The sequence below is a fragment of the Cellulosimicrobium sp. Marseille-Q4280 genome (genome assembly GCF_943181405.1).
In the GTDB taxonomy this organism is placed as follows: domain Bacteria; phylum Actinomycetota; class Actinomycetes; order Actinomycetales; family Cellulomonadaceae; genus Cellulosimicrobium.
In genome coordinates, this window is sequence record NZ_CALPBY010000006.1 from 1 (window position 1) to 18,613 (window position 18,613).

19 protein-coding genes are annotated in these 18,613 nt (G+C 74.1%); 5 read left to right on the forward strand and 14 right to left on the reverse strand.

Translation table 11 applies throughout. The annotated features are described in order from the left end of the window. Window positions 1-1,975, reverse strand: a 1,975-nt coding sequence (locus NFS20_RS15315) for a TM0106 family RecB-like putative nuclease (protein WP_251152673.1), incomplete at its 3' end; no start/stop codon positions are given. A 76-nt stretch (window positions 1,976-2,051) separates the two neighbouring features. After that, a complete protein-coding gene (locus NFS20_RS15320; protein WP_251152674.1) occupies window positions 2,052-3,827 on the reverse strand; it encodes a SpoIIE family protein phosphatase in 1,776 nt (591 codons plus the stop codon). A 140-nt stretch (window positions 3,828-3,967) separates the two neighbouring features. Here NFS20_RS15320 and NFS20_RS15325 point away from each other — a divergent pair, with 140 nt between their 5' ends. Then, window positions 3,968-4,798, forward strand: a complete 831-nt coding sequence (locus tag NFS20_RS15325; protein ID WP_251152675.1) for a DUF1090 domain-containing protein — start codon at window positions 3,968-3,970, stop codon at window positions 4,796-4,798. A 2-nt stretch (window positions 4,799-4,800) separates the two neighbouring features. On the opposite strand, the gene NFS20_RS15330 is transcribed toward NFS20_RS15325, so the two are convergent. After that, complete coding sequence (locus tag NFS20_RS15330; protein ID WP_251152676.1) at window positions 4,801-5,241, reverse strand: SRPBCC family protein; 441 nt, start codon at window positions 5,239-5,241, stop codon at window positions 4,801-4,803. A gap of 166 nt (window positions 5,242-5,407) precedes the next feature. On the opposite strand from NFS20_RS15330, the gene NFS20_RS15335 reads away from it, so the two are divergent. After that, window positions 5,408-5,614, forward strand: a complete 207-nt coding sequence (locus tag NFS20_RS15335; protein ID WP_251152677.1) for a hypothetical protein — start codon at window positions 5,408-5,410, stop codon at window positions 5,612-5,614. A gap of 9 nt (window positions 5,615-5,623) precedes the next feature. Here NFS20_RS15335 and NFS20_RS15340 read toward each other — a convergent pair whose 3' ends face one another. The 9 genes from NFS20_RS15340 to NFS20_RS15380 form a co-directional block, all read right to left on the reverse strand. Further along, on the reverse strand, window positions 5,624-6,388 hold the full coding sequence (locus NFS20_RS15340) for an amino acid ABC transporter ATP-binding protein (protein ID WP_251153031.1): 765 nt from the start codon (window positions 6,386-6,388) through the stop codon (window positions 5,624-5,626). A gap of 68 nt (window positions 6,389-6,456) precedes the next feature. Then, the gene (locus tag NFS20_RS15345) at window positions 6,457-7,509 is read right to left on the reverse strand and encodes an amino acid ABC transporter permease (RefSeq protein ID WP_251152678.1); all 1,053 of its coding nucleotides are present in this window, start codon (window positions 7,507-7,509) and stop codon (window positions 6,457-6,459) included. Window positions 7,510-7,645: 136 nt separating this feature from the next. Continuing rightward, entirely contained in the window at window positions 7,646-8,596 is a 951-nt protein-coding gene (locus NFS20_RS15350) for an ABC transporter substrate-binding protein (RefSeq protein ID WP_251152679.1), read from the reverse strand. 195 nt (window positions 8,597-8,791) lie between these two features. Further along, window positions 8,792-8,959, reverse strand: coding sequence for a methionine/alanine import family NSS transporter small subunit (locus tag NFS20_RS15355; protein WP_251152680.1), 168 nt, complete (start codon window positions 8,957-8,959; stop codon window positions 8,792-8,794). Continuing rightward, window positions 8,956-10,554 (reverse strand): sodium-dependent transporter, encoded by a 1,599-nt coding sequence (locus NFS20_RS15360; RefSeq protein ID WP_251152681.1) that lies wholly within the window; start codon window positions 10,552-10,554, stop codon window positions 8,956-8,958. The genes NFS20_RS15355 and NFS20_RS15360 overlap by 4 nt, the downstream gene beginning before the upstream one ends. 129 nt (window positions 10,555-10,683) lie before the next feature. After that, a complete protein-coding gene (locus tag NFS20_RS15365) occupies window positions 10,684-11,997 on the reverse strand; it encodes an FAD-binding protein (RefSeq protein WP_251152682.1) in 1,314 nt (437 codons plus the stop codon). Window positions 11,998-12,139: 142 nt separating this feature from the next. Beyond that, the gene (locus NFS20_RS15370; RefSeq protein ID WP_251152683.1) at window positions 12,140-12,784 is read right to left on the reverse strand and encodes a hypothetical protein; all 645 of its coding nucleotides are present in this window, start codon (window positions 12,782-12,784) and stop codon (window positions 12,140-12,142) included. Window positions 12,785-12,830: 46 nt separating this feature from the next. After that, window positions 12,831-14,036 carry a DNA glycosylase AlkZ-like family protein gene (locus tag NFS20_RS15375; RefSeq protein ID WP_251152684.1) on the reverse strand — a complete coding sequence of 402 codons (1,206 nt, stop codon included), beginning with the start codon at window positions 14,034-14,036 and terminating at the stop codon, window positions 12,831-12,833. Further along, a complete protein-coding gene (locus NFS20_RS15380; protein WP_251152685.1) occupies window positions 14,033-14,722 on the reverse strand; it encodes an LmeA family phospholipid-binding protein in 690 nt (229 codons plus the stop codon). Before NFS20_RS15380 ends, NFS20_RS15375 begins: the two co-directional genes overlap by 4 nt. Before the next feature lie 118 nt (window positions 14,723-14,840). On the opposite strand from NFS20_RS15380, the gene NFS20_RS15385 reads away from it, so the two are divergent. The 3 genes from NFS20_RS15385 (at window position 14,841) to NFS20_RS15395 (ending at window position 17,853) form a co-directional block, all read left to right on the forward strand. Next, complete coding sequence (locus tag NFS20_RS15385) at window positions 14,841-15,626, forward strand: LLM class F420-dependent oxidoreductase (RefSeq protein ID WP_251152686.1); 786 nt, start codon at window positions 14,841-14,843, stop codon at window positions 15,624-15,626. Window positions 15,627-15,722: 96 nt separating this feature from the next. Then, window positions 15,723-16,943: a multidrug effflux MFS transporter gene (locus NFS20_RS15390; protein WP_251152687.1), complete on the forward strand. Its 1,221-nt coding sequence runs from the start codon at window positions 15,723-15,725 to the stop codon at window positions 16,941-16,943. A 124-nt stretch (window positions 16,944-17,067) separates the two neighbouring features. Continuing rightward, a complete protein-coding gene (locus NFS20_RS15395) occupies window positions 17,068-17,853 on the forward strand; it encodes a uracil-DNA glycosylase (protein WP_285821139.1) in 786 nt (261 codons plus the stop codon). A 1-nt stretch (window position 17,854) separates the two neighbouring features. On the opposite strand, the gene NFS20_RS15400 is transcribed toward NFS20_RS15395, so the two are convergent. Continuing rightward, window positions 17,855-18,019, reverse strand: a complete 165-nt coding sequence (locus NFS20_RS15400) for a hypothetical protein (protein ID WP_251152688.1) — start codon at window positions 18,017-18,019, stop codon at window positions 17,855-17,857. A gap of 87 nt (window positions 18,020-18,106) precedes the next feature. Next, window positions 18,107-18,535, reverse strand: coding sequence for a VOC family protein (locus NFS20_RS15405; RefSeq protein WP_251152689.1), 429 nt, complete (start codon window positions 18,533-18,535; stop codon window positions 18,107-18,109). Window positions 18,536-18,613: the final 78 nt, after the last annotated feature.

The window sequence follows — 18,613 nt, forward strand, 5'->3', positions numbered from 1 at the left end:
CACCACCGGCCGTCGCCCCGCCCACCGACCCACCGGAGGGGGCGACACCGTCACCGGAGCCACTCGCGGACCCACCACCGGCCGTCGCCTCGCCCACCGACCCACCGGCCGAGGTGACGTCCGCAGCGGGGTCGGAGGAGGCGCGCGCCGTCGTGGCGGGCCTGGCGGGAGCGTCCGAGGAACGAGGACGCGGATGGTAGACGGCGCGCGCCTCCTCCGGCCCCGCACCCGACCCGGCCACGGCCTCGGACCCGGACGCGGACCGAGCGACGGCCCACCGCAACCACTCGAGCAACCGCAACGTCGACACGCAGTCGTAGCGGTTGTAGTCCTCGATCCCGCGGAGCAGCTCGTCGGCCTCCTCGTGCCGGCCGGCATCGCGCAGGCCGGTGTACTCGGCGTAGGCCACGATCGACGCCGCGGCGTCCTTCACGTCGCCGCCGCGGAGCTCGTCGCCCATGTACAGCGGCTCGAGCTTCTTGAGCGAACGGGACGGGTCGGAGATGCGCAGAGCCGGTCGCACGACCGCGTAGAGGTCGACGAGCACGCCGTCCCGCAGCAGGTCGTCGACCTCCTCCTCGTACACGCCGTGCCGCGCGGCGATGGACAGCAGGTGGGACTTCTCGTAGTCGGCGTAGTGGTAGACGTGCAGGTCCGGGTGCTCGCGGCGCCGCGCGTTCACGTGGTCGACGAACGCGACGAGCGCGTCGCGCTCGGACGCGAGGTCGTGCGCCCACAGCGCGTGGGAGGGCGGAGGACCCTCCGGGTCGACGGGTCGCTCGACCCAGCCGAAGAGGTAGTCGATGCCCCAGCTCGTGCCGTCGGCGTCCACCCACAGCGGGTCGCCCTCGAAGTCGAAGAAGAGGTCGCCCGCGCTGGGCGTAGGGAGCGCGTGGACGGGCGCGGGGTCGTCGATGCGCCACGAGAGCTCGCGCGGGCCGGACGCGTCCGCCCAGACGACGGTCCCGTCCGCGGCGCCGGTGCCGAGCTGGAGGGCCGCCTGGTCGCGGACGCGCCGGAACGACGACGCGGTCATCCCTGCCGGGGGCTCCGTCGCGGCGGCGAGCTCGTCGGCGGTCCGGATGCCGGCCGCGTTCAGGAGCGTGCGCTGCCGCTCGTACACGCCGCCGACGAGCAGGACGTCGCGCCGCGCCTCGACCTGCTCGCGGCACGCGTCGCAGCGCCCGCAGGAGCGGACCTCGGGGTCGTCCCAGGGTGCACGCCCGTCGCGCGCGAGGTGCGTGTCGGTGAGCCGCAGCAGGCGGTCCCGGCGCGCCCGGAACACGGGCAGGAGGTCGGCGAGCCGGTGGGTGCTGCGGGAGCGCGTGCCGAGGACGAGCACGACCTCGGGAGCGACGGGGACGTCCGCCGCGAGGAGCTGGTCGGCGTACGCGGCGAGCTGCAGGAGCGCGGGCACCTTCGCGCGGCGCGCGAGCTTGGCGTCCATGACGGTGTACCGCGGGGGCTTCCCGGCGCGCCGTGCGGGACCGCCCGCGTCGTCGGGCTCGGGGACCCGCACGAGGAAGTCGGCCCGGCCGTGGAACGTGCCGTCGAAGAACGCCGCCTGGTGCACGACGTCCGCGCCGCCCTCGACCGCGGCGAGCGTGCGGAGGTGCGCTGCGACGAGGTCGTCCCAGGAGCCGTGCCGCGGCGGATCGATCCGCAGCACCCCGCGGCCGGTCGCCGGGTCGTACGCGCCGTGGCGTGCCTCGAGGTCGGCGAGGACCGCGTCCTCGTGCCGTCGGCCGAGGGTCGCGGCGCGGTCCAGCATGACGTCCTGGGCGTGCTCGCGCCGGGGCGCGCGACCGAGCTGCTCGTCGAGGCGGCTCAGGAGCCGGTACTCGCACCCTGCGGCCACGACCAGGTCGCTCGCGGAGTGCACGACGGCGGTCGTCGTCACACCGGTCGTCGTCACCCCGGTCGCCGGCGCTCCGCCCGGCACGGCGCCGCTCGTCGGCTCGTCGACCAGGAACACGCGCACCTCCGTGCTCGGACGGCGCCGGCGTGCTGGTGAGCGGCCGGCGAGCCGGTCGTCCCGGCTGCTGCCCGTTCTACCAGCGGCCACCCACGCCGGCCGCCGCGTCGATCACGCCCTCGACACCGTCCTGCCCGCCGGCCGGTCCGTCGACGCCGCGCCGTCCGGTGACCGCCTCGGCGCCGGTCGCCACGTGTTCCGGCACCGCGTACACGACGACCGCCACGTCGTCGCGCGCCGCGTCCCCGACGAGCCGGACGAGCAGCGCGTCGGCGACCTCGGTGGCGGGGCGTTCGCGCACGGTCCGCGACGCCACGTCCGCGAGTCGCGCGAGCCCTTCGCGCAGGCTCTCGCCACGACGCTCGACGAGCCCGTCGGTGTAGAGGACGAGCACGTCGGACGCCTCGAGCGCGGTGCTGGTCTCCGTGCGGCCCGCGGACGTCGCGAGGGTGAGCGGGGCGCCCCGACCTCCGGCGAGCCAGTGTGCCGCGCCGTCGCGCACGACCAGCCCGGGCGGGTGACCCGCGGACGACCACGTGAGCGTGCCCGTGGTCTCGTCGACGACGCCGCACAGCACCGTCGTGTACTCGGCGCCCGGCAGCTCCGCGGCGAACCGGTCGAGCGCCGCGAGCGTCGCGGCAGGTCCCTGGTCGTCGAGCAGGAGCGCGCGCCCCGCGCTGCGGAGCTGGCCCATGCGAGCGGCGGAGTGCAGCCCGTGCCCGACGCAGTCGCCGACGAGCACGCCCCACCGCCCGTCCCCGAGCGGCACGACGTCGTACCAGTCGCCGCCCACCGCGTACCGGTCGTCGGCGGGCTGGTAGCGCGTCGTCCATCGCGAGGTGGTGAGCTGCGGGGGCAGCATCGCGAGCTGGAAGGCCTCGCTCGCCGCGCGCGCCTCGCGGACCTCGCGCTCGTGCCCCACCCGGTCGCGCACCGCCGAGGCGAGGGTGGCGGCGACCAGGCGCAGGAAGTCGAGCGCGGCGGCGTCGACCGGACGCGTCCGGACGGCCTCCAGCAGGACGACGCCGAGCGGCGCAGCGGTACCCGGCCCGTGCAGGGGCGCGACGAGCGTCGCGCCGAGCGTGCGCGCGACGCCGTCCTCCAGCACCTCGCGCGCGACCGCGCGCAACGGGCCCGTGGCCGTGGGAGCCGGGTCGGACGACGGCGCCCGGTAGGCGGCGGGCCGCTCGGCCGTCGCTGCGACGACGACGACGTCCTCGCCCTCCCCGCTGCGCGCCCACACCTCCGCCCCGACGAGGTCGGCGCTCGTGGCGACCTCGTCGACGAAGGTCCGGGCCAGCTCGTCGACCCGGTGCGTCCGGTCCTGCAGCGCGAGCGAGAGCCGGCTCAGCAGCAGCATCCGACGACGGTCGACCACGCGGTCCGTCGTCTCCGTGGCGATGTCGAGCACGCCGCGCACGACGCCGTCGTCGTCCTCGAGCGGGCTGTAGGAGAACGTGAAGTAGGTCTCCTCGACGTAGCCGGATCGCTCCATGAGGAGCTTCGCGTCGACGGTCCAGGTGGGACGGCCCGACGCCAGCACCTGGTCGAACAGCGGCCCGATGTCGTCCCAGATCTCGCCCCAGACCGCCCGGGCGGGCGCTCCCATGGCGGCGGGGTGCTTGTCCCTCCCCAGCATCTCCCGGTAGCCGTCGTTGTAGATCATCGTCAGCTCGGGCCCCCACGTCAGCATCACGGGGAAGCGGGTGCTGAAGCACAGCACGAACGCCGCCCGGAGCCCGTGCGGCCACGTCGAGGGCCGGCCGAGGGGCGTGGCCGACCAGTCGACCTCCCCGGCGAGGGAACCCGTGCTCGTGGTCGCGGTCGCGCGCGCGAACCAGTCGGGTCTCATCGCGCAAGATTATGCGGCGCGCGCCCCTGGACCGCATCCGGGCCACCCCGCGGCGGGACGGGCGATTCGTCCCGCGGAAGCCCGCTGCAGCATAGTGTTCCCGTCGATCGCGCCGACCGGCGCCCGTCGAAGGAGGTCCCATGGCCGTGCGGTTCACGCCGCCCCCCGGTTGGTCGGTCCCGCCAGGCTTCACGCCGACGACCGACTGGCACCCGGACCCGTCGTGGCCCCCGGCGCCGCCCGGGTGGGTGTTCTGGGTCGACGAGATCCCCGCGCCGCCCGCCCCGGAGCCGGTGCGGGCAGACGTCCCGCCGAGTCGTCGGTCGCTGCGGGAGCGCCCGTCCGGCCCCGTGCCCGTCGTCGCCGACGACGCAGCGCACCCGGTCGCGAGCTCGACGATGGTCCTGCCGAGCCTCGCCGGCCTCGCCGCCACGTCGCCGCCCCCGGCGCCCTCGGTGCCGGCCGCGCGCGGAGCGGCGGCTCCGCTCGGTCCGTTGTCGCTCCCTGCGGCCGACGACGACGACCACACCCCCGACCGGGGACGGCGCTGGCTCGTACCGAGCGCGGTCGGGCTCGCGGGCCTCGCGCTGGGCCTGCTCGTCGGCATCGGTCTCACGCTGTCGGCGCAGGGCGCCGCGCAGGAGGCGACGGCCGAGGCGGAGCGCGTGCAGGCAGAGGTGGAGGCGGAGCGGGAGCAGCTCGAGACCGAGCGCGCGGACCTGGAGGCGCAGCGCACGGAGGTCGACGCCGCACAGGCCGGTCTCGCCGAGCGCGAGGCCGCGGTGGCGAAGGCCGAGGAGGATGCCGCCACCCGCCAGAAGGAGCTCGACGACGCGACGGCAGAGCGCGAACGGCGCGACCGGGAGAACCGGGACCAGAACGGGAACGGCAACCAGGACGGGAACGGCGACCAGGACGAGGACGGCGAGGACTCCGGCTGGTCCTGGGGCGACCTCGGCAGCTGGGGCTGAGCCTATTTCTCCGGGTCGGGGTGCTCTGCGAGGAACGCGTACCGGCTGAGGATGAGCGGCCAGTCGGTGAACCGGGCACGGACGCCCTCGGTCCCCTGCGCCCACCCGCCGTGCTCGACGCGCACGGCCGTGCCGTGCCGCGTCGCGCGCAGGTCCACCCGCACGAGCGACTCCCGGCCCGACGGCTGGGCGAGCGTGAAGGTGTGGGCGAGGTGCGCCGTCGGCTCCCAGAGCGTGACGCGCCCCCACTCGTGCTCGACCGCGCCGTACGACGCGACGAGCCGGCCTCCGACGACCGGCTCCACGGCGAGGCCCGAGAACGTCGCGGCGTGCGCCGTGTACTGCGGCGGCCACCACTCGCCCATGCGCCGCGCGTACGTGTCGAACGCGGTGTCGACGGGGCACGCGAGACGCAGCTCGTGGACGATCGGGGCGAGGCTCATCGGACCTCCCGTGGATCCCGGGCGCGGGGGACGCGCCCATCGAACCGCGCCCCGGCCCGGACCGCCACCCGGCGACGGTGGCCCCTGCACGGTTGCGCACGACGTCGTCACCGACACGTCACCGCTTCCGGTCGCGCCCTTCACGCCCATCACGGAGAGTTGTCGGGTGCGCAGGACCGACACCAGAACCAGTGACAGCGAGACCCCGATCTTCGACGCCCTCGTCGTCGAGCACGAGAACCAGCTCCCGCTCCTCCACCTGGGCCGGGCGCTCAGCGGAGAGATGGTGACGGTCGCCCGTCCGGTCGGCCTCGAACCCCGGATCGTCCCGTCGGAGGACGTGCCCGTCCTGCCGCGCCGTCGGGCCTCCTGACCCCGCTCCCTACAGCACGTGCGCGAGGAACCCCTTCGTGCGCTCGTGCTGCGGGTCGCCGAGCACCTGGTCGGGCGTGCCCTGCTCGACGATGACGCCCTCGTCCATGAAGACGACGGTGTCGGCCACCTCTCGCGCGAACCCGATCTCGTGCGTGACGACCATCATCGTCATGCCGGAGCGCGCGAGGTCGCGCATGACGGCGAGCACCTCGCCGACGAGCTCGGGGTCGAGCGCGGACGTCGGCTCGTCGAACAGCATGAGGTCCGGGTCCATCGCGAGCGCCCGCGCGATCGCGACGCGCTGCTGCTGACCGCCCGAGAGCTGCGCCGGGTAGTGGTCGGCGCGGTCGGAGAGGCCGACGCGCTCGAGCAGCTCGTTCGCGCGGGCCCGCGCCTCCGCCCTGCTGAGCCCGCGCACCTGGACGGGCGCCTCCATGACGTTCTCGAGCGCCGTCATGTGCGGGAACAGGTTGAAGCGCTGGAACACCATGCCGATCCGGGCGCGCTGGCGCGCGACGACCCGCGGGTGCAGGCGGTGCAGCACGGTACGCCCGTTCTTCGTGACCTCGCGGTAGCCCATGAGCTCTCCCGCGACGCGGATGCGCCCGCCCGTGATCTCCTCGAGCTCGTTGACGCACCGCAGGAGCGTGGACTTGCCGGAGCCCGAGGGCCCGAGCACGACGCACACCGAACCGCGCGGCACGTCGAGGTCCACGCCGCGCAGGACGTGCAGGTCGCCGAACATCTTGTGCAGGCCCTCGACCTGCACCATGGGCGCGTCGTCCCGCCGGGTCGGCCCCGTGCTCGACGTCGTGCCCGCTGCCGTGCCGTCCGTCCCGCTCACGGGGTCACCTCCAGGAAGGGGTCGTCCTTGGTCGTGCGGGAGGCCGCGATGAGCTCCTGCTTGCTGGGCCTGCCCCGGCGGCGCCGCCCGCCCGGGCCGCCGCCGCGTCGTCGGGCACCGGCCTGGTCGCCGAACCCGCGGCCGTAGTACCGCTCGATGTAGTACTGGCCGATCATGAGGATGCTCGTGATGAGCAGGTACCAGAACGCCGCGACCATGAGGAGCGGGATCGGCAGGAACGTGCGGTTGCCGATCGCGTTCGTCGCGTACGTGAGGTCGAGCGTGAACGGCACGGCGAGCACGAGGGACGTGGTCTTGAGCATCGAGATCGTCTCGTTGCCCGTCGGGGGCACGATGACGCGCATCGCCTGCGGCAGCACGACGCGCGTGAGGATCTTGCGGTCCTTCATGCCCAGCGCCCGCGCCGCCTCGCTCTGCCCGGGGTCCACCGACCCGAGGCCGGCGCGCACGATCTCCGCGAGGTACGCCGCCTCGTTGAGCGCGAGCCCGAGCAGCGCGGCCCAGAACGCGGTGATGACGTCCTGCGTGCGGAACTCGAAGAACTCGGGTCCGAACGGGATGCCGAGGCTCAGCCGCGGGTAGAGCACCGCGAGGAGGCCCCAGAACACGAGCTGGGTGTAGATCGGCGTCCCGCGGAAGAACCAGATGTACGCCCAGCTCACGGAGCGCATCACCGGGTTGTCGGAGCGTCGCATGACCGCGAGGCCGACGGAGAGCACGATGGCGATCACCATCGAGCCGAACGTCAGGACGAGCGTCCACCCGACGCCGCGGATGACGTTGACGTCGCGCAGGTACAGCCACACGACGTCCCAGCGGAACTTCTCGTTGGTCACGAGGCCGTGCACCGCCATCGCGGCGAGGACGAGCAGCACGACGGCCGAGATCCACCGGCCGGGCCGCGGCACCGGCCGCGCGTGGATCCGGTCGGGGACCGGGTCGGTCGACGCGTCGGGCGCAGGATCGGTCGACCGGTCGGACGACGCGTCGTCGGCGCGGTGCGGGGCGTTCGGTCCGGGCAGGGCCATGGGTCCACCTCGGGGTTCGGGCTCGGGTCACCGAGCGGCCGCGGCGGGTGCGTCCTCGCGCCCGCCGACGACCAGTGTGCCGGTCGCGGGCCCCGATCTGCTTCCGGGGCCCGCGACCGGCGCGGTCAGGGCAGGGTCAGCCGACCGACGGGTTGATCTCGGCGGTCTCGAGCGCGGCGTCGCCGGAGCCCCAGCCGTCGAGGACCTCCACGAGCGTCCCGTCGTCCATGAGCGTCTGGAGCGCGGCCTGGATCGCCGCGGCGAGGTCGGTGGCGTCCTTGGCGACGACGATGCCCTGCGGCGCGGCGTCGAACACGTCGCCGAGCTGCTCGATCTGGCCGCCGGTCTGCTCGACGGCGTAGCCGATGACCGGGGAGTCGGCGTACATGACCTGCGCCTTGCCACCGACGAGGTTCGTCGTCGCGTCGGCCTGCGACTCGTACTGGAGGATGTCGATGGCCTCCTCGCCGGCGGTCTCGCACTCCTCGCTCTGGACGGCGATGTCCTCGTCCTGGATCGTGCCCGTCTGGACCGCGACCGTGACGCCGCACAGGCTCTCCGGGTCGATGTCGTCCGGGTTGCCCGAGGCCACCGCGTACGCGGAGCCGGCGTTGAGGAAGGAGATCATGTTCGACTCCTGCATGCGCTCCTCGGTGATCGTGAAGGAGGAGATGCCGGCGTCGTACTTGGTGCCGAGCGCGGGGATGATCGCCGGGAAGTCGGCCGACTGGATCTCGACCTCGAGGCCGAGCGTCGCGCCGACGGCCTTGATCGTGTCGATGTCGAACCCGACGGGCGTCTGCCCGTCCTCGCCGATGAACTCGGCCGGCGCGTACTCGGTGTTGGAGCCGACGGTGAGCACGCCCGCGGACGCGATCTCCTCGGGGAGCAGCGCGGCCGCCGCGTCGTCGACCTCGATGGTCGACGGGTCGAACGACGGCGCGGCGCTGGACTCGCCGTCCGTGCCCGCGGTGCTGCCGTCGGTCCCGGTCTGGGACGCGTCGGTGCACGCGGTGAGGAGGAGGGCGCTCGTCGCGGTCAGCGCGACGAGACCGGTGAGGGACGGCTTGCGCGAGGTCGTACGCATGAGGTTCTCCGATCGGGGGTGGGCCGGGCAGGGGCAGCGTATTCACCGATCGTCTCCGTCGTGTTACGTCGGCACCCGGGGGGTGGGGGGACGTACGGGGAACAGAGGACCCGGCGGTGCGCAGCACCAGGGGACGAGTGTGCGGGAGACGGGCCCCGCACGCCAAACCGGGCGGCCCTGGCCGCCGCGCCGGCTCTACGTGTCGCGCTCCAGGGGCGCAGCGTCCTCGCGGCGGTCGTCCTCCCCGCCCGGCGGGAAGTCCGTCCGTTCCGAGCGCGCGCGCAGGGCGAGCGCGCTCGCCACGAGCCCGCCCCACACGACGACGATCGCGAGCACCAGCAGGACGATCGCCTCCGTGCTCATCGGGTCACCTCCGGCTCCGCGCGGCGGGTCGACGTCGCCCGGTCGGGCGGGAAGGGCGGCCACGCCGCGAAGTCGTCGGGGCTGCGACGCCAGCGCATCGCGGTGAGCACCCCGGCGCCCACCACGATGAGCAGGACCGCGCCCCACCCGAAGACCGCCAGGTACCACGCCGGGTACCCCTCGTAGCCGTCGGTCAGCAGCGTGACGATGCGCGACACGAGCATGTACCCGAGGACCACCGGGGCGAGCAGCCCGACGAGCCACACCCACCAGCGCCCCACCTGGAACGTCGAGACGGCGTTGAGGTGATAGCGCAGCTCCTCGCCGCGCCGCTGGACCCACACGACGAGGATCGTCGTGAGGACGGCCGACGCGACGATGCCGATGTTGTTGGCCCACTGGTCCGCGGTGTCGAGCGCGATCAGGCCGGTCGTCGTGGAGAACAGCAGGACGGACACGACGGCGCTCACGACGCCGACGCGCGTCGCCGCCCCGCGCGGGGTCCAGCCGAACTTCTCCTGGAACGCCGCGGAGACCACCTGGAGGATCGACAGCAGCGACGTGAAGCCGGCCATGGCGAGCGAGCCGAAGAACAGGGCGCCGAAGATCGGGCCGCCGGGCATCTCGGACACGATGGCCGGGAAGGTGACGAACGACAGGATCGGCCCGCTGATGCCCTCGAGCTCGCCGACGCCGATGCCCTCCTCGTGGGCGAGGAAGCCCAGCGTCGCGAACACGCCGATGCCCGCGAGGATCTCGAACGACGAGTTGGAGAACGCGACGACGAGGCCCGGCGACGTGAGGTTCGCGCGGCGCTTGCGGTACGACGCGTACGTGATCATGATCCCGAAGGCGATGGACAGCGAGAAGAAGATCTGGCTGTACGCGGCGATCCACACGTTCGCGTCGCCGAGCGCAGCCCAGTTGGGCGTGAACAGCGCGTCGAGGCCGTCGGCCGCGCCCTCGAGGAACAGCGAGCGGACCACGAGCACGAGGAACGCGACGACGAGCAGCGGCAGGAAGACGGTGTTGGCGCGCTGGACGCCCTTCGCGACACCGGCCGCCAGGACCACGATCGTCACGACCCACACGAGCACGAGCGGGATCAGCACCGCCGGGACGAAGTCGAAGGAGATGCCCGGGTCCGCGAGCTGCAGGTACTCGCCGGTGAAGAACGCGGCCGGGTCGTCGCCCCAGCGCAGGTCGAACGAGAAGACGAAGAAGCTCAGCGCCCACGCGATGACCGCGGTGTAGTAGATCGCGATGACGAAGCAGATCATCACCTGGAACCAGCCGAGGCCCTCGAGCCAGCGTGCGACGCGGCGGAACGCGGTCGGCGCGGAGCCGCGGAAGCGGTGCCCGAGCGCGTAGTCGAGGAACAGGATCGGGATCCCGGCGGTGAGGAGGGCGATCAGGTAGGGCACGAGGAACGCGCCACCGCCGTTCTCGTACGCCACACCCGGGAAGCGCCAGATGTTGCCCAGCCCGACGGCCGAGCCGATCGCCGCGATGATGAAGCCGACCTGCCCGGTCCACTCCTCGCGCGGAGCGTCCTGGGCGGCCGCCCCGCCCGTCGTGCTCGGTGTCGCTGTCACAGGTCTCCTCATGCCGTGCGGTGGCTCGCGCGTCGGCACGGAGGCGCGACGGCGGGCCGGATCGTCCGCATCGACCGTACCGAGGGCCCCGTTCGCGCGCGAACGGGGACGGTCGCGCCCGCCCGACCCTCAGAGCGCGAGCAGGCGCTCCACGAACCCGCCGCGGAACGTCCCCGCCGGGTCGTAGCGCTCCGCGAGCGCGCGGAAGTCGGCGAGGTGCGGGTACGCGTCCGCAAGTCGCGCGAGCGCCTCCGGCGCGGCCCCGGCGGCGACCGCGTGCGACAGCTTGCCCCAGTGCGGGCGCGCGCCGAGGGGAGCGAGCGCGGCCTCGACGTCGGGCAGGAGGGCCGCGACGTCGTCGGGAAGGTTCTTCCAGGTGAAGTGGAAGCCGACCGTGGGGCCGTCGAACGGGCTCAGCCACAGCGGCTCGCGGTCCCCCGCCACGGTCCGGATCTCGGAGACCTGGAGCAGGGGCGCGACCCGGGGGCCGAGCGCGCGCAGCGCCGCGATGCCCGCGAGCGCGTGCTCGCGCGGCACGAGGTACTCCGACTGCAGCTCCTCGCCGTTGCTCGGCGTGAAGTCGAGCCGGAAGTGCGGCAGGCGCTCGTTCCACGGGCCCGCCTCGCCGAGCTGGGGCGTGCAGTGCACCGGGTCGATGCCGTCGAGCATGTGGACGGGCGTCGCCGCGGGCCGCGCGCCGAAGAGGTCTCCTGGCGCTCCCTCCTCGCCGGGCGCGAGGCGCGTCTTGCGCCAGACCTGCTGCGCGCCGTCGGGCCCCCAGTCCGTGAAGAGGCTCACCGAGTACGCGGAGCCGGTGATCTCGTCGAGGTGGGACGTGATCGCCTCCCACGGCAGCCCGAGGTGCACGTCCTGGCGGACGTCGAACGTCGCCTCGGTCTCGAGCTCGAGGCGCGTGACGACGCCCAGCGCGCCCAGCGCCACCACGGCGCCGGGGAAGTCGGCGTCGCCCCGCCGGAGCGTGCGGACCTCGCCGCCGCCCGTGACGAGCTCGACCCCGACGACCGCGCTGGCGAGCGAGCCCACGCCGTCGCCCGAGCCGTGGGTGGCGGTGGCGACCGAGCCCGCGACGGAGATGTGCGGGAGCGATGCGAGGTTCGCGAGCGCGCGCCCGGCGCCCAGGACGTGACGCGTGACGTCGCCGTAGCGCAGCCCGGCGGCGATCGACGCAACCCCGGTCGCCGGGTCGACCTCGACGGGCGGGCGTCCGTCCTCGTAGGCGTCGAGCACGACGTGCGTCCCGGTCGTGTCGGCGACGTCGTCGAACGAGTGGCGCGAGCCGAGCGCCTTGATCCGCGGGGACGTGCGGACGAGCTCGACGAGCTCGTCGGGCGTCGTCGGGCGCACGACCTCCGTCGAGGAGTACGTGAGGTTGCCCGCCCAGTTCGTGGTGCGGCTCGTGCGGGTCGTCGTCGGCGTCGTCACGGGACCACCCTGCCACGCCTGGGCGGCCTCGACGCGAGCCTCGGCCTCTCGTCCGCCCGGTTCCGCGGCGGAGACCCCCGTCTCGGCGGAGACCGGGGTCGTCCTCCCGGGACGGCGGTGCGTGCCGGACCCCGGCCGGGGGTCACGGAGCCGACGCTGCCCCGACGAGCGTGACCTGCTCCTCCGCGACCACCGCACCGGTCTCGACGTCGAGCACGACGACCGTGGACGGCGGCAGGTGGTCGAGCGACGGCGCGACGTAGTCGGGGACCGGCGCGCAGGTCCGCCGGTCGAAGGTCATGAGCACCGTGCGGGTGGTCGTCTCGACCTGGGCGATCACCGCGTGCTCGAGGTCCGACAGGGGCCACTGCTCGACCGGGAGGACGTTCCCCTCCTCGTCCGCGGGAAACCTGCTCCACGGCCCTTCCATGCCCCGGTGCTCGTACTCCTCGCCGTCCTCGCCGAGGACCCTCACGGAGCCCTGCGACGGCTGGTCCGCCGACGAGCAGTCGCGGATGCCGTTCGTCGGGAGCACGGGGCGGGCCTGCTCTGCGGGCTGCGGGTCGAGAGCCTCCCCGCCGGTCCTCGGCTCGACCTCCGGGTCGGGGACGTGCCGTGCCGGACTCTCGTCGGCCGTCGCGGCGCGAGGAACCGGTGCCAGCGCCGGACCGAGCGCGAGCGCGACGCCCGCGAGGACCACGACGACTCCGCCGGCGAGCACGAGCCCGGACCGTGACGGTGTCCGCGCCGCCCCCTGCGGCGGTGCTCCCGGTCGCTCCGACGTCATCGTGCCCCCCTGGCCCGGCCGTCCTCATGACGGCTCGACCGAAACCCTACGACGTGACGTCGCGCAGCGGGAGACCCCAGTGCGTCGCGACCTCGTGGGCCTGCGCCGCGAACGCCGCACGCTCCGCCGGGGACGGGTCGCGGCGCCACTGCGTCTCGACCGCGACGTCACGCGCTCCGACGACCCACCGCCACCGCCCGACGACCACGCCGTCGACGGCGAGACCGTGGATGAACGACCCGAGCCGGTCGCCCAGGTCGACGCCGGGCGCGACGACGACGCCGCGGCTCTCGCCGTAGGACATGAACAGCTCGTCGTAGCTCTGCAGGAGGTCGACGACAGGCCCCCCGGGATGGCCGTCGGGGCCCCTGACGGCGAGATACCGCTCGGGGTCGAGCACGCGCTCCCCCGCGGCGTCGTCGGCGAGCCGCCACAGCACGAGGCCGTCGAGCGCACCCCCACCGGGCGCGGCGACGACCTCCTCGCCGAGCAGGTCCAGCGCGCGGCGCACGTCCGTGAGGGTGAGGCCCGACCACTGCGCGACGTCCTTGACCGTCGCGCACGCCCGGCTCGCGAGGTATCGGCGCACGAGCTCGACGAGCGCCGCGTCGCGGTCGAACGTCGCGCCGAGCGGCCCGTACCCGGCGGGGACCCGGTCGTCGAACGCGGCGTACGTCTGCTGCTTCCCGCGCACCGGGCCGCTGATCACCTGACGGTCGAGCTCGGCCGCCATGAGGACGTACCCGAGGGCCATGCCGTCCAGCGCGAGGTCGCGCTGGGCGAGGAGCGCGGCGAGCTCGCGCCGCGTGCACGGGCGGTCCTGCACGGCCTCGACGACGAGGTCGCGCTGACGCGCGTGGTCCGCGGTGCCGACCTGCCGGTACATCGTCCCGTTGGTCCCGTGCACGCGCGGCGCGCTGAGCTCGAGGAGCCAGCGCGCGTCGTCGGGCCGGACGAGGTGCCACGTGGGCCGCAGGACGTGCGTGCGCAGCACCTCGCCCCGGTCGCACGCCGCGACCGCACCCGCGGCGCCCGGCCGCACCGCCGGGTCGAGCCGGCGCGTGAGCCCCCACAGCGCGGGGTGGAACTCCTGGCCCTGCACCGCGACGAGGTGCCCGACGGCGGTCGCGACGTCCGGCAGGTCGGGTGACCGCAGGCGGTGCGCGGCGAGGCGCGCCGCGCGCACGCGGTCGCCGTCGAGCGGGGGCGTCCCCGGGTCGGGTCCGCGCGCGGCGCCTCGCCCGGGGCTCACGACGCGACGAGGTCCGTGGCGACGATGTCGGTCCCCGTGACCGCGACCCGGACCCCGCCCTCCGCGACGGCCACGGAGTCGAGCGCGACGCCCTCGGGAAGGTCGAGGGCGATCTGGAGGTCGGTGAGGGCCCCGGCGACCCCCGGGGGGAGGTCGTCGACCGACACGACGCCCAGACCTGTCCGCACCGCCTCGACGTCGACGGCCAGCGTCTCGGGACCGGAGACGCGGGGCGTGACGTCGACGGTGACGGGCAGGCCCAGCACGTCGACCCCGAGCGCGAGGACGTCGCCGTCGGCGGTGACCGTGACGTCGAGGTCGGACTGCTCCTGGACGGCCTCCTGCAGCGACGACTCCGCGAGGACGCCCGACGCCGTGCCCGACGCGACCGTGTACGGCTCCGACGTCCCCACCCCGCGCGCGTCGACCTGGAGGTCCGAGACGGCATAGCCGGCGAAGGTCGCCGAGTCGGCCGAGCCCGTGACGTGCGAGAGCTCGCCGCGCGCGACCTGCGTGAGGAACGGGAAGCCCGTGATGTCGATCTGCGCGCCGGTCACGTCGTCCGCCTCCTGCTCGAACGCGGTGACGGCCCCACGCTCGGCCGACCGCACGGCGATGCGGTCCGCGACCACCGCGACCCCGACGAGGACGACCAGCACGACCAGGACACCGACGAGGCGCTTCATGCGCCCACCCTAGGTCCGCCGAGCACGACATGACGGCCGTTCTGAGCACCTTCGCGTCCCACAGGTCGTGCTCGACCGCGGGCGGCGTCGTGCTCGACGGCGACGTAGATTGCCGCCCATGACCTCTTCGCAGCACCCTTTCCGCATCGGCGTCCAGCTCCAGCCGCAGCACGCCGACTACGCCCAGATCCGCGACGCCGTGCTGCGCGCGGAGGACCTCGGCGTCGACGTGATCTTCAACTGGGACCACTTCTTCCCGCTCAGCGGCGACCCGGACGGCAAGCACTTCGAGTGCTGGACGATGCTCGCGGCCTGGGCGGAGCAGACCGAGCGCGTCGAGATCGGCGCGCTCGTGACGTGCAACAGCTACCGCAACCCGGACCTGCTCGCCGACATGGCGCACACGGTCGACCACATCTCGGGCGGCCGGCTGATCCTCGGGATCGGTGCCGGCTGGTTCGAGCGCGACTACGCCGAGTACGGCTACGAGTTCGGGACCGCGGGCTCGCGCATCGCCGACCTCGCGGACGCCCTCCCCCGCATCCGGGCGCGCTGGGCCGCGAAGAACCCCGCGCCGACGCGCGACATCCCCGTGCTCATCGGGGGCGGCGGGGAGAGGAAGACGCTGCGCCTCGTCGCCGAGCACGCCGACGTGTGGCACTCCTTCGGCGACGCGTCGACCCTCGCGCGCAAGAGCGCGATCCTCGACGAGCACGGCGCGGCGGTCGGGCGCGACACGGGTGCGCTCGTCGAGCGGTCGATCGGGGTCTCGCGGCCGCCGAGCGAGGTCGCGGACGAGCTCGTCGCCGCCGGCGCGACGCTGTTCACGACCGACACGGACGGCCCTGACTACGACCTCGCGCTCACCAAGGAGTGGGTGGCCTGGCGCGACGCGCAGGGCTGACGCGACCGGGCGGCCGTCTCAGCACGTGATCGCGCACGACGTGTTCCCGCACGCCGCACCCGGCTCCCCCGCGACCAGCGGATCCCCGCGGGTCTCGTGATCCTGCTGTCGGCCCTGACCGCCGTCGGCCCGCTGACGATCGACCTCTACCTCGCCGCGTTCCCCGAGATCGTCGACGAGCTCGGCACCACCGCGTCGCGCGTCCAGCTCACGCTCACCGCGACGCTCGCCGGCCTCGCCCTCGGGCAGCTCCTCATCGGGTCGCTCTCGGACGCGGTCGGCCGGCGCCTGCCCCTGCTCGTGTCGCTCGCCGTCTACGTCGCGGCGTCGGTCGGCATCGTGTTCGCCGGCTCCGTCGAGGCGCTCACGGGACTGCGGTTCGTCCAGGGCCTGTCCGCCGCGGCGGGCATGGTCCTGTCCATGGCGATCGTGCGCGACCTGTTCGACGGCTACCGCATCGGCAAGGTCATCGCGCGCCTCATGCTCGTCGTCGGTGTCGCGCCGATCCTCGCGCCGACCATCGGCGCGCAGTTCCTGCACCTGTGGACGTGGCGCTCGATGTTCGTCGCGCTCGCCGGCGTCGGGGTCGTGCTGTTCGTCGTCGTGCTCCTGCGCCTGCGCGAGTCGCTGCCCGTCGAGCGCCGCCGGACCGGTGGCACGGGCGCCGCCCTGCGCTCGTACGGGTCGCTGCTCTCCGACGGGTCCTTCGTCGGGCTGGCGCTCATCGCCGGGTTCTACATGGCGGCCATGTTCACGTACATCTCCGCGTCGACGTTCGTCTTCCAGGAGACGTTCGGGATGTCCGCGCAGCAGTACGCGATCGTGTTCGGCGCCGGAGCCGTCTCCGTGACGGCCGGGTCGCAGATCAACGGCGCGCTCGTGGGGCGGGTCCGGCCCGAGCGGATCCTCCAGGCCGCGATCGCCGCGGGCTTCGTCCTGTCGGGCGCGCTCCTCGTCGCGGCGCTCGCGGGCGGCGGGCTCGCGGTGCTCGTCCCGCTCATCGTGCTCACGCTCGGCACGGCCGGGTTCGTCATGCCGTCGGTCCCGGCGATCGCGCTGGAGCGCAACGCCCACAGGGCGGGCAGCGCGGCGGCGCTCATCGGCGCGGCGCAGTTCGGCGTCGGGGCGGTCATCGCGCCGGTCACGGGCCTGCTGGGCGGACCGCCCGCGGTGACCATGGCGGCCGTGATGTTCGGCGTCGTCGCCGTCGCGGGGGCGATCCTCGTCGCCGTGCGTCGCACGTTCGCCGCACCCGTCGACAGCACGACGTCGCTGCCGCCGACCCCGCAGCCCGCCACGGCGGACGTCCACGCCTGACGCGGGACGCCGAGCACGTACCCGCTCGCTGCCGAGCACGACCTGAGGGCCGTTTCCGGCCCGTTCACGACTCTCAGGTCGTGCTCGGCGATCGACGGGGAGCGTTCTCGGCGAGGATGGCCGCGTGACGCCCGACGACGACGCCTACCCTCGCGAGGTGCGTGACGCGCCGACGCTCGACGCGCTCGACGCGCACCTCGTGGAGTGCCGCGCGTGCCCGCGGCTCGTCGCGTGGCGCGAGCACGTCGCGGTCGTCCGGCGGGCGTCGTTCCGTGACGACGAGTACTGGGCGCGGCCGGTCCCGAGCTTCGGCGACGACCGGCCGGGGATCCTCGTCGTCGGTCTGGCTCCCGCCGCCCACGGCGCGAACCGCACGGGACGCATGTTCACCGGCGATCGCAGCGGCGACTTCCTCTTCGCGGCGATGCACCGCACCGGCCTCGCGAACCAGCCCACGTCCGTGAGCGCCGACGACGGCCTGCGGCTCACGGGCGTCCGCGTCACCGCGCCCGTCCGGTGCGCGCCGCCCGACAACAAGCCGCTCCCCGCGGAGCGGCAGCGCTGCGGCCCCTACCTCGCACGCGAGGTCGAGTTCCTGGGCGCGACCGTGCGGGTCGCCGTCGTGCTCGGCGGGTTCGGCTGGCAGGCGCTGCTCGCGACGCTCGCCGAGCAGGGGTGGGAGGTCCCCCGCCCGCGACCCCGGTTCGCGCACGGCGCGGAGGTGACGCTACGGCGTCGTGCACCCGTGCCCGACGGCGGGGGCGCAGCGCAGGAGCAGACCCTCACCCTCCTGGGGTGCTTCCACGTGAGCCAGCAGAACACCTTCACGGGACGGCTCACGCCCGACATGCTCGACGCCGTGCTGCTCCGGGCGCGAGGGCTCGCCGGGCTGGGCGAACCCATCGGCTGACTCAGCGCGATGCGGTCGTCGGCGACTGCCGGCGTGGCGCGTCGGCCCACCGGCGCCGCTCCGCGACGCGCGGTGCCACACGCCCGACGAGACGGAGCTGCTCGCGGCGCTCGATGACCTCCATGCGCCGGAGCTCACGCTCCAGAAGGGACGATGCTGCTGCCATGCTGCTCTCCTTCGACCGGACCGACGTGCCGCCTCCCTGCCCCCAGGGGAGGGACGGTGACGACGTCCGTTCGTGACATCGAGAGCGTCACCCCGTCGGCAGCACGGAGGGGTCGTACTGCTCGACGAACTCGCCCGTCGGGGGGATCGGCGTGATGACGTCGATGAGGACGCCGTTCGGGTCGGCCGTGATGAAGTGCCGCTGGCCGAACGCCTCGTCGCGCAGCGACCGCAGGACCGGGAGGCCGGCGTCAACGAGGCGCGCGTGGACCGCATCCACGTCCTCGACCTCCAGGTTGAGCAGCAGACCGCCCGCCCGGCCCCGACCGCTCTCCGGGATCGTCTCGTGGTCGCCGTCGAGCACGGCGAGGTTCACGGACTCGTCGTGCACGGACTGCAGGTGCACGTACCAGTCGCTCGTGAAGAGCGGCCGGAAGTCCAGGTGGTCGACGTAGAACGTGGCGGTCCCCGCGACGTCGCCGGTCATGATCACCGGGTACCAGCTCGTGATGCGCACGACGGTGTCCTCTCCTCGCGCCCGGGCCGGAGAGATCCGGCAGCTCCGGACGGTTCACATACAGTCTGTCTGTTTCTC